Source organism: Streptomyces sp. TOM-9 (genome assembly GCF_056858595.1).
Genome location: NZ_JBXEQB010000001.1, coordinates 5696081 through 5710182, shown reverse-complemented (window position 1 = coordinate 5710182; position 14102 = coordinate 5696081). Strand labels below are relative to the sequence as shown.

12 protein-coding genes and 1 riboswitch are annotated in these 14102 nt (G+C 73.7%); of the genes, 5 read left to right on the top strand and 7 right to left on the bottom strand.

The genetic code is table 11. The features are described 5' to 3' along the window. Nucleotides 1-38 precede the first annotated feature (38 nt). The 3 genes from AC1VWI_RS26710 to AC1VWI_RS26700 all read left to right on the top strand — a co-directional run bounded on the left by AC1VWI_RS26710 (nt 39) and on the right by AC1VWI_RS26700 (nt 3830). Entirely contained in the window at nt 39-1475 is a 1437-nt protein-coding gene (locus tag AC1VWI_RS26710; RefSeq protein ID WP_499513537.1) for an FG-GAP-like repeat-containing protein, read from the top strand. Nucleotides 1476-1601: 126 nt separating this feature from the next. Continuing rightward, complete coding sequence (locus tag AC1VWI_RS26705) at nt 1602-3029, top strand: FG-GAP and VCBS repeat-containing protein (protein ID WP_499513536.1); 1428 nt, start codon at nt 1602-1604, stop codon at nt 3027-3029. A 78-nt stretch (nt 3030-3107) separates the two neighbouring features. Continuing rightward, the gene (locus tag AC1VWI_RS26700; RefSeq protein ID WP_499513535.1) at nt 3108-3830 is read left to right on the top strand and encodes a hypothetical protein; all 723 of its coding nucleotides are present in this window, start codon (nt 3108-3110) and stop codon (nt 3828-3830) included. 47 nt (nt 3831-3877) lie between these two features. Here the strand turns inward: AC1VWI_RS26700 and AC1VWI_RS26695 are convergent, their stop codons facing one another. Then, complete coding sequence (locus AC1VWI_RS26695; RefSeq protein WP_499513534.1) at nt 3878-5320, bottom strand: glycine hydroxymethyltransferase; 1443 nt, start codon at nt 5318-5320, stop codon at nt 3878-3880. A 30-nt stretch (nt 5321-5350) separates the two neighbouring features. After that, nucleotides 5351-5437: riboswitch (ZMP/ZTP riboswitch) on the bottom strand. A gap of 131 nt (nt 5438-5568) precedes the next feature. On the opposite strand from AC1VWI_RS26695, the gene rocD reads away from it, so the two are divergent. Then, entirely contained in the window at nt 5569-6774 is a 1206-nt protein-coding gene (gene rocD / locus AC1VWI_RS26690) for an ornithine--oxo-acid transaminase (RefSeq protein ID WP_499513533.1), read from the top strand. Nucleotides 6775-6822: 48 nt separating this feature from the next. Here the strand turns inward: rocD and AC1VWI_RS26685 are convergent, their stop codons facing one another. After that, nucleotides 6823-7341: a carboxymuconolactone decarboxylase family protein gene (locus AC1VWI_RS26685; protein WP_499513532.1), complete on the bottom strand. Its 519-nt coding sequence runs from the start codon at nt 7339-7341 to the stop codon at nt 6823-6825. Between the two features lie 50 nt (nt 7342-7391). Here AC1VWI_RS26685 and pdxR point away from each other — a divergent pair, with 50 nt between their 5' ends. Next, the gene (gene pdxR / locus AC1VWI_RS26680; protein WP_499513531.1) at nt 7392-8852 is read left to right on the top strand and encodes a MocR-like pyridoxine biosynthesis transcription factor PdxR; all 1461 of its coding nucleotides are present in this window, start codon (nt 7392-7394) and stop codon (nt 8850-8852) included. Between the two features lie 75 nt (nt 8853-8927). Here pdxR and AC1VWI_RS26675 read toward each other — a convergent pair whose 3' ends face one another. The 5 genes from AC1VWI_RS26675 to AC1VWI_RS26655 all read right to left on the bottom strand — a co-directional run bounded on the left by AC1VWI_RS26675 (nt 8928) and on the right by AC1VWI_RS26655 (nt 13942). Beyond that, nucleotides 8928-9917, bottom strand: a complete 990-nt coding sequence (locus AC1VWI_RS26675; RefSeq protein WP_499513530.1) for a malate dehydrogenase — start codon at nt 9915-9917, stop codon at nt 8928-8930. 181 nt (nt 9918-10098) lie between these two features. Next, the gene (locus AC1VWI_RS26670; RefSeq protein ID WP_499513529.1) at nt 10099-10998 is read right to left on the bottom strand and encodes a helix-turn-helix domain-containing protein; all 900 of its coding nucleotides are present in this window, start codon (nt 10996-10998) and stop codon (nt 10099-10101) included. A gap of 85 nt (nt 10999-11083) precedes the next feature. Next, entirely contained in the window at nt 11084-11926 is an 843-nt protein-coding gene (locus tag AC1VWI_RS26665; protein ID WP_499513528.1) for a helix-turn-helix domain-containing protein, read from the bottom strand. Between the two features lie 94 nt (nt 11927-12020). Then, nucleotides 12021-12704 (bottom strand): response regulator, encoded by a 684-nt coding sequence (locus tag AC1VWI_RS26660; protein WP_499513527.1) that lies wholly within the window; start codon nt 12702-12704, stop codon nt 12021-12023. Beyond that, nucleotides 12701-13942, bottom strand: coding sequence for a sensor histidine kinase (locus tag AC1VWI_RS26655; protein ID WP_499513526.1), 1242 nt, complete (start codon nt 13940-13942; stop codon nt 12701-12703). Before AC1VWI_RS26655 ends, AC1VWI_RS26660 begins: the two co-directional genes overlap by 4 nt. Nucleotides 13943-14102: the final 160 nt, after the last annotated feature.

The window sequence follows — 14102 nt, the reverse complement described above, 5'->3', positions numbered from 1 at the left end:
GGGGAACCACGATGCGGCTCAGGGCACGGAGGATCACCGTGGCAGCGCTCTCGGGCGTCCTGCTCCTGGGGACCCTCACCGACTGCGCCCCGGCCCCCCGGGCACGGCCGGCCAAGGGGCCGTTCCTCCCCTCGCGCACCGACTTCAACGGCGACGGATACGCCGACGTCGCCATCAGCGCCACCGGCACCACCGTCGGCGGCAAGAAGAAAGCCGGTGCGGTCGTGATCGCCTACGGAGGTCCGCACGGCCTGGACCGGGCACACCGCACCGTGCTGACCCCGGACAGCCCTGGCGTGCCCGGCGTACCCCGGGTCCGGGGCGCCTTCGGCTACCGGACGACGGCCGGGGACCTGGACCGCGACGGTTACACCGACCTCGTCGTGGCCTCCCGTTGGCCCACGCCCAGGGTGACCGTCGTATGGGGCGGCGCCAAAGGCCTCACCGGCGGCACGGCCGTGCCCCGGCCCGCAGGCGATCCCGTGGACGAGGACCACCTCACCTACTTCGGCGAGGGCCTGGCCATCGGCGACTTCAACGGCGACACGCAGCCGGAACTCGCCGTCGGCACCTCCGATTTCGGGATGGAGCGGGAGCACATCTGGATCTACGAGGGGTTCACCCGGGCGGGCGCCGACCGGGCTCCCTACGAACGCAAGGTCGTCTACCGGGCCTACTCCGCCGTCCACGGGCTTTCCGCGGCCGACCTCAACGGGGACGGTACGACCGACCTGGTACTCGCCACCCACATGACCGACGCTCCCGGCGGAGGTTCGTTCAACGTCTTCTACCCCGGGTCGGCGAGCGGTCTGGCCCGGGGCCGGCTCCTCAAGAACATGGAGGGGGACGCACAGGCCGTCGGCGACGTCGACGGAGACGGCTACGGGGATCTCGCCGTGGGGCACAGCAACGGCGGGTACGACACGAGAGGTCGCGTGACCGTCACCTACGGCAGTCCGAAGGGCTTCGGGAAGGGCCATGCCGACCAGGTCATCGAGCCGCGCACGCTCGGCGAGCGGAAAAGCACCGTCCCGTCCACACACCACCCGCGCGGCTTCGGCGCCGCGGTCGCCCTGGGGGACGCCGACGGGGACGGCTACGCCGACCTCGCCATCGGCGACGTGCCCGAGGAGACCTGGGGCTCGGCCACGCAGCCCGGCTCCGTCGTGGTGCTCCGCGGCTCGGCGAAGGGCCTCGTCACCCGTGAGTCCCTGACGTTCCGGCAACCCGCCGACGGCTCCTCTGCCGGTGAGGAGGACCTGTTCGGCTCCGCGGTGGCCCTCACCGACATCGACCGGAACGGCAGGGCCGAGCTCCTCGTGTCCGCGCCCGGGGCCGACTCCGGCGCAGGCGCGGTCTGGAGTCTGCGCGGCACTTCCGGGGGTCTGCCGGCCTCGGGTTTCGTGCGCCTCGATCCGGCCGGTTCCGGGTTCCCCGGAGAAGATGCGGCACTCGGCGAATTCTTCACGGGGTGACGCCCTCCCTGTCCCGCGGGACGGTGCAGGTCGGTGCCCCCCGCGGACGCCGCCCGCGCCGGCGCCACAACCATCCCGGCGCTCCGTCGGTCACAGCGGTGAGACACGAGGCACAGGAGGATCCGGTTGCGTCCGCACATCCGTCAGGTCACGACAGCGACGCTCTCCGCCGCACTGCTGCTCGGCTCCCTCGCGAACTGCGGCATGGCACCCGAACCGCACTCCGCCCCCACACCGAAGGGGAAGTTCGCCGAGCCGCTCACCGACTTCAACGGCGACGGATACGGGGACATCGCCATCAGCGCTACCGGCACCACCGTCGGCGGCAAGAAGGACGCCGGTGCGATCGTGGTGACCTACGGCGGCGCACGAGGGCTGGACGCCGCGCACCGCACGGTCCTCACCGAATCCACCGCGGGCATCCCCGGCGCCCCTCGCGCCAATGGAGCCTTCGGCTACCGGACGACGGCCGGGGACCTGGACCGCGACGGTTACACCGACCTCGTCGTCGCCGCCCGTTTGCCCTTCTCCAGGGTGACCGTCGTGTGGGGTGGCGCCCAAGGCCTCACCGGCGGCACGGCCGTGCCCCGGCCCGCAGGCGATCCCGTGGACAAGGACCACCTCACCTACTTCGGCCAGGGCCTGGCCATCGGCGACTTCAACGGTGACCACACGCCGGAACTCGCCGTCGTCACCGCCGATTACGCGCTGGAGAGACAGCGCATCTGGGTCTACGAGGCCGGCATCCCCCGGACCGGCGCCGTGCGCGAACCGTACGGGCGCAAGTTCGCCGCCAGCTACGACGATGTGTGGGGCGCCTCCGCGGGGGATCTCAACGGGGACGGCACCAGTGACCTGGTGGTGCGCACCTACCTGACCGACTCGCCTGGCGGAGGCTCCAGCAACGTCTTCTACGCGGGATCCTCGGAAGGCCTGCCCGAGGGCCGGATGCTGAGGAGCGGGAACAGGTTCGTGGAGGGGGAATCCCAGGCCATAGGTGACGTCAACGGGGACGGGTACGGCGACCTCGCCGTCGGCAATGCCACCGGGGGCTGGGGCGGCAGCGGCTGCGTGACCATCGTGTACGGCAGTCCGAAGGGATTCGGCAAGGGCCGCCCCGACCAGGACCTCGACCGGAAGAGTCCCGGTGTTCCCGGCTCGGCCAAGGGTTCGTCCCCATCCGATGTCGCGTTCGGCTCCGCGGTGGCGCTCGGCGACATCGACGGCGACGGATACGCCGACCTCGCCACCGGCGTCACCGTGCTCCGGGGATCGGCGAAGGGCATCACCACCACCAGCGCCCGGTCCCTCGCGCGGGACGCCCCCGGCGTCGGCGCTCTCTTCGGCTCCGCGACGGCCCTCACCGACATCGACAAGGACGGCAAGGCCGACCTCGTCGTCTCCGCACCGGAGGCCGATTCCGGCAGAGGAGCGGTCTGGAGTCTTCGCGGCACCGCCGAGGGACTGACCACCACCGGCGCCCTGCTCCTGGGCCCCACCGACCTCGGGCTCCCCGACCAGGACACCGGACTCGGCGAGCCCCTCACCGGATAGGAACCGCGGTCGTCGCCGAGGGAACCTCACGCGCTCGGGCGGTGTAACAGGGGCAGGACCGAGCGAGAGGGGGACCGGATGCGGATCAGAAGGATCGTCAGCTGGGCCGGAGTCACCGTCACGGCGCTCGCCGCCGTGGTCGGCGGGTCGGGCCCGGCGGCCGCGGGCGGGCCGACCAGCGTGATGCTGGTCGCTCCGGGCAGCGGCAAGGCCGCGGGCATCTACGCCAGTTCACCCGACTACCAGGAACTGGACCAGTCCATCGGGAACGGCCCGAAGGAGGGTCCGCCGGACTCGCTGTCGGACGTGATGAACGACCACCACCGTCAGGTCACCCTGACGTGGCTGATCCACGACGTGTCGGTCTGGAAGGTGGACTACGTGTACCCGGACGGTCCCGGCGGTGCCTGGGTCCACACCCGCACGGTGACAGACACGGGTCTGCCGGAGCAGGGTGTGTGGCACAAGGCGGCGCAGCCGGAGAAGCTCGACCGCCTGCTCGGCCGGCTGGGCCTCATGGGGTCCGACAAGGGCCTCGGCATCAGCGCCCCGGACTACCCGCTCGGCCCGGACGGCGCCACGTCCGTCCAGGAGACCGCGGCGGCCGCACCGGATGACCCCGCCACCGCCCCGCAGGCCACGGCGGCCGGGGACGGCGGCGGAGCGGACGGCTGGTGGCTGTCCCTGCCCGGGCTCGGCGTCGGCCTGCTCGTCGGTGGCGCCGGCACCTTCCTCGTCCTGCGCCGGATATCCCGGCACACGCCCGGGGAGGGGCCCCGGCAGGAGCTCGTCGACGCCTGACGCGACGGGGGTGCGGGCCACGCCGGCACGCACCCCGCGCGGGCGGGTCAGCTCAGGTCGATCCCGGGGTAGAGCGGGAAGCCGGCCAGCAGGTCCGCCGCGCGCTGCGCGATCTCGTCGGAGACCTTCGCGTCCAGCACGTGCTGCGCCTTGGAGGGCTTGCCGGCCGAGGTGACGCCCGCCGTCGTGGCCGTGAGCACCCGGTCGATCAGCCCGGCGATCTCGTCCATCTCACCCGTGCCGAGGCCGCGCGTGGTCAGCGCGGGGGTGCCGATGCGGATGCCGGAGGTGTACCAGGCCCCGTTGGGGTCCTGGGGGATGGAGTTGCGGTTGGTGACGATGCCCGAGTCCAGCAGTGCGGCCTCGGCCTGCCGGCCGGTGATCCCGTAGGAGGACTCGACGTCGATCAGGACGAGGTGGTTGTCCGTGCCGCCGGTCACCAGCGTGGCACCGCGCCGCAGCAGCCCCTCGGCCAGGGCCCGGGAGTTGTCCACGATGCGCCGCGCGTAGGTGTGGAATTCGGGGCGGCGGGCCTCCGCCAGGGCCACCGCCTTGGCGGCCATCACGTGCGGCAGCGGGCCGCCGAGCACCATGGGGCAACCGCGGTCGACCTGCTCGGCGAGCGAGGAGTCGCACAGCACCATGCCGCCGCGCGGGCCGCGCAGCGACTTGTGCGTGGTGGTGGTGACGATCTGCGCGTGCGGCACGGGGTCGAAGTCACCGGTGAGGACCTTGCCGGCGACCAGGCCCGCGAAGTGCGCCATGTCGACCATCAGCGTGGCGCCCACCTCGTCGGCGATCTCCCGCATGATCCGGAAGTTCACCAGCCGCGGGTAGGCCGAATAGCCCGCCACGATGATCAGCGGCCGGAACTCGCGGGCGGTCTTGCGCAGGGCCTCGTAGTCCAGCAGGCCCGTGGCGGGGTCGGTGCCATAGCTGCGCTGGTCGAACATCTTCCCCGAGATGTTGGGCCGGAAGCCGTGCGTGAGGTGGCCGCCCGCGTCCAGGGACATGCCGAGCATGCGCTGGTCGCCGAGCTCGTGGCGCAGCCGCGCCCAGTCCTCCTCGCTCAGGTCGTTGACCTGGCGGGCCCCGGCCCGCTCCAGCGCGGGCGCCTCGACCCGGGCGGCGAGCACGGCCCAGAAGGCGACGAGGTTGGCGTCGATGCCGGAGTGCGGCTGGGCGTAGGCGTGCTGGGCGCCGAAGACCTCACGCGCGTGCTCGGCGGCGAGCGCCTCGACGGTGTCGACGTTGCGGCAGCCGGCGTAGAAGCGGCGCCCGACCGTGCCCTCGGCGTACTTGTCGCTGAACCAGTTGCCCATGGTCAGCAGCACGGCCGGGGAGGCGTAGTTCTCACTGGCGATGAGCTTGAGCGAGGCACGCTGGTCCTCGATCTCCTGGCCGATGGCATCGGCCACGCGCGGCTCGACACCCCTGATCACCTCAAGGGCACTGCGGAAGGCGGTGGATTCGGTGGAACCACTCGTCATGTCAGACCTCCTGCTGCACGGCACGGCATACGGGACGGCCCAGGCGCACGGCACACAGTTCACGGGCCGCTCCCCGATGGTCAATCCCATCCCAGCGCGCCAGTCACGACCCGTGGCCAGCCTAGCAACGCCCGTGGGGAAGCCGCCCGACGCGAGGTTTCTTCGCATCCGGGACGAGCGACGATAGAAAGGGGCCCCACCGGGCCCCAGCGCCACAACTCCCGACGTACCACGAACGGAGCACTCACGTGTCGACCGCCGCCGAGCACATCGCCGCCACCGAGGCGCACAGCGCCCACAACTACCACCCCCTCCCGGTCGTCGTCGCCTCCGCCGAAGGCGCCTGGGTGACGGACGTCGAGGGCCGCCGCTACCTCGACATGCTCGCCGGCTACTCGGCGCTGAACTTCGGGCACCGCAACGCCCGTCTCATCGAGGCCGCCAAGGCCCAGCTCGACCGTGTGACGCTCACCTCGCGGGCCTTCCACCACGACCGCTTCGCGCGCTTCTGCACGGAGCTGGCCGAGCTGTGCGGCATGGAGATGGTGCTGCCGATGAACACCGGCGCGGAGGCCGTCGAGACGGCGGTGAAGACGGCCCGCAAGTGGGGCTACCGGGTCAAGGGCGTGCCGGACGGCCAGGCCAAGATCGTCGTCGCCGCGGACAACTTCCACGGGCGGACGACCACCATCATCAGCTTCTCCACCGACCCCGAGGCCCGCGCGGACTTCGGCCCGTACACCCCCGGCTTCGAGGTCGTCCCGTACGGCGACCTGGCCGCGCTGGAGGCGGCACTGGACGACCGCACCGTGGCCGTGCTGATGGAGCCCATCCAGGGCGAGGCGGGGGTCCTCGTGCCGCCGGCCGGGTACTGGGCCGGCGTGCGCCGGCTCACCGAGGAGCGCGGGATCCTCTTCATCGCCGACGAGATCCAGTCGGGACTGGGCCGGACGGGCCGGACCTTCGCGTCGGAGCACGAGGGCGTCGTCCCGGACATGTACGTGCTGGGCAAGGCGCTCGGCGGTGGCGTCGTCCCCGTCTCGGCGGTCGTGTCCTCCGCGGAGGTGCTCGGGGTCTACCGGCCCGGCGAGCACGGCTCCACCTTCGGCGGCAACCCGCTGGCCTGCGCGGTGGCCCTGGAGGTCCTGGCGATGCTGCGCACCGGCGAGTACCAGCAGCGGGCCACCGAACTCGGCGACCACCTGCACCACGAGCTGGCACTGCTGACCGGCAGCGGCGCCGTCACGAAGGTCCGCGGCCGCGGTCTGTGGGCGGGCGTGGACATCGCCCCGGAGCACGGCACCGGCCGGCAGGTCTCCGAACGGCTCCTGGAGCGGGGTGTCCTGGTCAAGGACACCCACGGCTCCACGATCCGGCTCGCGCCGCCGCTGGTGATCTCCAAGGAGGACCTGGACTGGGGTCTCGACCAGCTGCGGGCCGTGCTGTCGGCCTGAGCCCCGGTAACCGGGGTCCGGGTCCGGCGGAGGGGTGTGCCCCGGCGGTCAGACGCCGTCGGGGCGGACCGCCGGGGACATCCGCGTCGTCACGCCGATGCGGTTCCAGGCGTTGATGGTGACGCACATGGCGATCAGCCGGGCCAGTTCCTCCTCGTCGAAGACCCGGGCGGCCTCGTCGTAGACCTCGTCCGGAACGCCACGCTCCCCGAGCCGGGTCACCGCCTCGCTCAGCGCCAGCGCGGCACGCTCACGCACGGTGAAGAACGGGGTCTCCCACCACACGGTGAGCCCGTTGAGCTTCTGCTCGGTCAGCCCGAGCTTGCGGGCGTCGTTCAGGTGCTGGTCCACGCAGTACGCACAGCCGTTGAGCTGCGAGGCGCGGGCCCTGACCAGTTCCCTGATCACGGGGTCCAGGCCGCCGGCCGCCGCCGCGTCCAGCGCGATCATCGCCTTGTAGAAGTCGGGGGCGGCCTTGCCGAGCACCATGCGCGGCGCGTGGGCGGGCACCAGGTCGTCCGGGCCGAGGTCGGACGGGGCACCGGCGGAAGTCGTGATCATCGTCATGCGACCCAACGTAGTGACGGGGTGGCCTCGGCCCGTGGTCCACTTGGAGCGTGAACGAGTGGGCCATTTCAGGGGTCGACCTCCATCTGGACCTCGCCGGCGGCACCGGTGCGCGCGCCGGGCTGGAGGACGCGCTGCGTGAGGCCGTGCGCGACGGCAGGCTCTCCCCCGGCACCCGGCTGCCGTCCTCCCGGACGCTCGCCAAGGACCTGGGCGTCGCCCGCAACACCGTCGCCGACGCCTACGGGCAGCTGGTGGCCGAGGGCTGGCTGACCGCCCGCCAGGGCTCCGGCACACGCGTCGGCGACGGCTGGCGCGCGGCCGCCCCGCGCCGCGGCGGCCACGCCCGCACCACCGCACCGCGACCGGAGCGCACCGCGGACCCCGCCGGCACCCCGGAACCGCCCGGCCCGCCACAGCCCCGGGAACAGGTCCCGTACGACCTGCGACCCGGCTCGCCCGACCTCGGCTCGTTCCCCCGCGCCGCGTGGTCCGCCGCCGCGCGCCGCGCCCTGGCGGCCGCGCCCAACGAGGCCCTCGGCTACACCGACCCCCGCGGCCGCCCCGAACTGCGCGAGGCCCTCGCGGCGTACCTGGGCCGGGTGCGCGGCGTGCGCACCACCGCGGAGCTCGTCGTGGTGTGCACGGGCTTCGTCCAGGCTGCCGGGCTGATCGGCCGTGCCCTGCGGACCCGGGGGGCCGGCAGCATCGCCGTCGAGGCGCTCGGCTACCCGCACACCGTGCGCATCCTGCGGAGGGCGGGGCTCACCACCGTCCCGCTGCCCGTCGACGACGACGGGGCGCAGGTCTCCCTCCTCGACGCCGGCGTCGACGCCGCGCTGCTCACGCCCGCGCACCAGTTCCCGTACGGCGCCCCGCTCTCCCCCGCGCGGCGCACGGCCGCGGTGGCCTGGGCCCGCGCCACCGGCGGCCTGGTCGTCGAGGACGACTACGACGGGGAGTTCCGCTACGACCGGCAGCCGGTCGGCGCCCTGCAGGGGCTCGCGCCCGAGCACGTCGTCTACGCCGGAACCGCCAGCAAGAGCCTCGCCCCCGGGCTGCGGCTGGCCTGGCTCGCCCTGCCGCCCGCCCTCGCGGAACCCGTGCTCGCCGAGAAGGTCCTCGCCGACCACCAGTCCCCCGTGCTCGACCAGCTGACCCTCGCCGAACTCATCGTCTCCGGCGGCTACGACCGCCACGTGCGCCGGATGCGGCTGCACTACCGCCGCCGCCGCGACCGCCTCGTCACCGCACTCGCCGCCCGCGCCCCCGCCGTGCGGGTGTCGGGCATCGCCGCCGGCCTCCACGCCGTACTGCGGCTGCCGCCCGGCACCTCGGCCGACGCGCTGGTCGCACGGGCGCGCGAGCACGGCCTCGCCCTGCAGAGCCTCGCCGACTTCGGCGGCACGGAGGGCGACGCGATCGTCGTCGGCTACGGCGCACCGCCCGAGCACGCCTTCTCCGGCTGCCTGGACGTCCTGTGCGCGCTCCTCGCCGCGCACACCGGCTGAGCACACGGAACGGCCCTCCGCCACACCCGTGCGGGGCGCGGCGGAGGGCCGGTCGTGGGACTCGGCGTCCCGGGCTCAGATGAGGCCGAGGCCGCGGACCGCGTCCCGCTCCTCCTCGAGCTCCTTGACCGAGGCGTCGATGCGCGCACGGGAGAACTCGTTGATGTCCAGGCCCTGGACGATCTCGAACTTGCCGTCCTTCGCGGTCACCGGGAAGGAGGAGATGAGGCCCTCCGGCACGCCGTAGGAACCGTCGGAGACGACACCGGCGGAGGTCCAATCACCCTCGGCGGTGCCGTTGGTCCAGGTGAAGACGTGGTCGATCGCGGCGTTGGCGGCCGACGCGGCGGAGGACGCGCCACGGGCCGCGATGATCGCCGCACCGCGCTTGGCGACGGTGGGGATGAACTCCTCGGCCAGCCACTTCTCGTCGTTGACGGTCTCGGCGGCGTTCTTGCCGGCGACCTCGGCGTGGAAGATGTCCGGGTACTGCGTGGCGGAGTGGTTGCCCCAGATGGTGAGGCGGCGGATCTCGCTCACCGGCACGCCGGTCCTCTTCGACAGCTGCGAGATGGCGCGGTTGTGGTCCAGGCGGGTCATCGCGGTGAAACGGTCGGCCGGGACGTCCGGGGCCGAGGACTGCGCGATGAGCGCGTTGGTGTTCGCCGGGTTGCCGACGACGAGGACGCGGATGTCGTCCGCGGCGTGGTCGTTGATGGCCTTGCCCTGCGGGCCGAAGATGCCGCCGTTGGCCTCCAGCAGGTCGCCGCGCTCCATGCCGGCGGTGCGGGGGCGGGCGCCGACGAGCAGGCCCACGTTGGTGCCGTCGAAGGCGACGTTCGGGTCGTCGGAGATGTCGATGCCCTGGAGCAGCGGGAACGCGCAGTCGTCCAGCTCCATCGCGGTGCCCTCGGCGGCCTTGAGCGCCGGGGTGATCTCCAGCAGCCGCAGCTTCACCGGGACATCGGGGCCGAGCAGGTGGCCGGAGGCGATGCGGAAGAGCAGCGCGTAGCCGATCTGGCCGGCCGCTCCGGTTACGGTGACGTTGACGGGAGTGCGAGTCATTGCCTTCTCCTGGCCTTCTCCTGCTGGATCCCTTGCCGCCCCGGCAGCGTCCCTTGCCCCGGAACGGGGATCTCTCGGCGTCAAGAGACCCACGCCAGGCTATACCCGTGCCGTCGTGGCGGGTGCCACCCCCAGTGTGGCCCCGGTCACCGCCCCCGCGCAGCGGGGCCGGCGGCGGTCGTCAGCCCGGCGGGGGTGTGGCGCAGCCGTGGGGGCCGGTGGTGAGGGTGGCGCAGGCGCGGGCGGCGCCGGGGGTGCGGACGGCGAGCATCGGCGTGTACGCCGCGGGGTCCTGGCCGATGCGGCTGCGCTGGGAGCGGCGGGCCCCGCCGGCCTCCGTGACGCTGACCGTGTCGCCGGTGGCCCCGGCGGAGATGCGGGCCCAGGCGGCCGCGCAGACCCGGCTGTAGCGCATCTCGACGTACGCGCCGCCCACCCAGGCCGCTGCGGCCGTAAGGGCGTTGCCGCCGCCGCACCCCATGCCCTCCGGGTCCTTGCCGGTGCAGTCCTGGCCGGTGCACTTCACTCCCGCGGGCAGTCCGGCCGCCCGGGCGGTAGGGGACGGCCCGGGCCGCGCCCGGTCGTCGCCTCCCCCGCCGCCGGTCAGGAGGGTGGCGCCGACCACCGCCAGCACGACGGCCACGACGCCCACCACGAAGAGCACGGCCGGACGGCGCCTTACCCCTGAAGCGGGAACGGAATCAGAAGCCGAAGGGGCCGGGGCCGGACCCGGGGCCGGGCCGAACTCCCCGAGCGCGGCGCGGGCCTCGGCGATCCGGAGCGCCTCCATCGTGACGTCGTGCCGGCCCTCGGCACGGCTCCAGACCCGCTCCGTGACCTCCCACATCGTGGTGAAGTGCGCCGGGTCGGCCCCCGTCGCCTCCGCGAGCGCGACCACGGCGTAACGGGGTGGCAGCAGCCGGCCGTTGAGGTACCGCTCCCACGAACTCCTGCTGTACCCGGTCGCCTCGGCGAGCGCCGCGACGCTCAGGCCGCCGCGGTCGACCTGGCGCCGCAGTTGCTCGGTGAACTCCCGTACCCGCGGGTCCAGGTCATCGGCCAGTGGCCGCCAGCGGGCCATCTCCCGTTCCCCCTCTTGCTGTTGCCGTTCTGCCCCGGAAGGCTACCGTTGAAGATGCTTCGGGCGGCCCGTCCGGTTGCGCCCGTCATCCGATGCAGATGCCCAGGATGATCAGGCCCAGGCAGAGCCCCTTGCCGGAGCTGCGGCTCGGGGAGGGGGAGGGCGCCGCCGCCGGGGCGCTCGTCGCGGGCGGCGGTGCCTGGGTGGTGGGGGCGCCGCCCCCGGGTGCCGCCGTCGTCGTCCCGCCCGTGCCGGGCGCCGTGTGCGGGCCCTTGCCCGGGGCGGAGGACACCCCGCCGGTCTCCGCCACCTGCGCCGCGGGCGTGCCGCCGTCCGGGGACATGGCGCCCGCGGTACGGGAGGCCCGCGCATCCCTCGCCTGCGCCGGGGGGACCGACCCGGGCCAGGAGGTGACGGCGGACCCGGCGGAGCCCGTGGCGGAGGGCGCGGGGCCGGCCGGCACGCTGGCCGTGGGGCGGGCCGCCAGCGGCGCATCGGCCCGCCCGGTCCCGTCGGTGGCCACCCCGCTCGCCACGAGCAGCGCGAACACCCCGCCCAGCACCAGCCCACCCGCGGCCGCCAGCAGGGCCTTGCGCCGTCGCCGCAGGGCGTGCCGGGGCATCCCCTCGACGGGGGCCAGCGGGTCGAGCGGGTCGGCGTACGGGAAGCCCTTCATGGTGTCGGTGACCCCGCGGTCGGCCAGCTCCCACAGGGCGATCAGCCGGTCGTAGTCGGCGCCGCTGAGCTGGCCCAGCACCTCGACCGCGTCACGCGGCGGGATCCGCACGCCGTTGAGGTACTGCTCCCAGGCCCCGGTGCTGCTCGCCGTGTGCGCGGCGAGCGCCGGGACGCTCAGTCCGCTGCGGTCCTTCATCCGGCGCAGGTGCACGGCGAGACGGCGCGCGCCACCGTCCAGTGTCTCGGGCAATGGCTCCCAGCGTGCCACCACGCACCCCCCGGCTCCGTCGGTCAACCCACGGTAGCGACGCACATACGCTCGATGCATGGAATCCGGAGAATCCTCACGCTCCCCGCGGGGTGACGAGTCCGGTCTCGTAGGCGAGGACGACCGCCTGGGCGCGGCTGCCGAGGTCGAGCTTGGACATCGTGCGGTTGAGGTGGGTCTTGACCGTCGCCTCGCTGATGAAGAGCAGGTCGGCGATCTCCGGGTTCGACAGGCCACGGGCGATCAGCCGCAGCACCTCCAGTTCCCGCGCGGTCAGCACCGCCAGTTCGGCGGGCGGTGCGCGGTCCGCGCCGACGGGCGGGGCACCGGGGCGGGGCGGCGCGTAGGCCTCGATCAGCCGCCGCGTGACGCTGGGGGCGAAGAGGGTGTCCCCTCCGGCGACGGCGTGGACGGCGGCGATCAGCCGTTCGGGACCGGCGTCCTTGAGCAGAAATCCGGAGGCCCCGGCGCGCAGCGCGGTGTAGACGTACTCGTCGAGGTCGAAGGTGGTGAGGACGAGGATCCGCGGCGGCGGGTCCGTCGCGGCGGCCAGGATGCGCTCGGTGGCGACGACCCCGCTGATCCCCGGCATCCGGATGTCCATGAGGATCACGTCGGGCGCGGTCCGCGCCGCGCGCTCCACGGCCTCCTCGCCGTCGCCCGCCTCCCCGACCACCTCGACGCCGGGCGCGGCGTGCAGCAGCGCGACGAGGCCGGCCCGGATCAGGAACTGGTCGTCGACGACGAGCACCCTGGTCATACGCCCGATGCGTCCCCTCGCCGCTCTGTCCCCCGCGCGGACGTGGGGAGCACGAGCCGTACCTCGAAGCCCTCGCCGAGCGGGCCGATGTCCACCGTCCCGCCGTAGAGCCTGGCGCGCTCCCGCATGCCGATCAACCCGTGGCCCGTTCCCGGGACGATTGTGGCCGGATCGGATCGGCCCGGTGGCGGTCCGGAGCCGCTGCCCGAGCCGCTGCCGTCATCGGTGCCGGTGCCGGTGCCGTCGTCGGTGACGGTCACCGTCAGGTGGTGCGGCTCGTAGGCGACCAGGACCCGGGCCCGCGCGAGGGGGGCGTGCTTGAGCACGTTGGTCAGCGCCTCCTGCACCACCCGGTACGCGCACAGGCCGACACCGGGGGCGACGGGCCGCGGCCCGCCCTCGAACCGCAGCTCGACGGCGAGGCCGGCCGCCCGCACCCGCTCGATCATCTCGCCCAGCCGGGTCACCGAGGGCATCGGATCGTACGAGGCCCAGCCCTCCTCCGGTTCGCCCGGCCCCGCTCGGAGCACCTTGAGCATGCGGCGCATCTCCTGGAGCGCCTCGCGGGTGGTGTCGGAGATGGTGTCGAGCGCGCCGCGGGCGGTCTCCGGGGAAGTGCGGAAGACGTACGCGGCCATGCCCGCCTGCACCGAGATCACCGACATGTGGTGGGCGACCACGTCGTGCAGCTCGCGGGCGATCCGCGCCTGCTCCTGCGCCACCGCTTCCCGGGCCCGGTCCTGCTGCTCGGTGCGCAACTGCTCGGTGAGCCGGGCCAGCCGCTCCTCGCGCTTGCCCGACACCCGGGCGGACCGGCCGAAACGGCACATCACCAGGGGGAACACCACGGCCTGGGCGGCCACGGTGGCCATCGAGCTCTGCGCCGCCGTCAGCCCGGCGTACACCCAGACCGCGCCGGTCAGCGCCGCGCAGGCCAGCCCGGTGCGCACCGGGCGCAGGGCCGCGACGGTGTAGAGCGCGAGCAGCGGCGCCATCGAGTTGACGACCGGCCAGTACCCGGCGGCGACGTACAGCGTCCAGGCGGCGCAGACGAAGACGCAGACACCGGCCGGTGCCCAGCGGCGCACCGCGACGGGCAGGTTGACCAGGGCGGTCAGCGCGTAGCCGAACTGGTCCAGCCGTATCCAGTCCCCGGGTGGCCGTTCGTGCCCCAGCAGCATGCTGGCGGCGGTGAAGCCCACCGCCAGCAGGACGTCGACCAGCCCCTTTTTCCCCACGGGCGCAGCGTAGGCCCCGGCCGTACGGGTGTGCGTCAGTCCCCTGCCGTACCGCGGAAGTTGTACGTCCTCTTCCCAAAGGTCAAACCGGCACGGGACGCCTTCCCGGCACCGCCGGCCGTAGCGTCGTCGCCGGGGGCCAGAGGGGGGCGCCCCAACA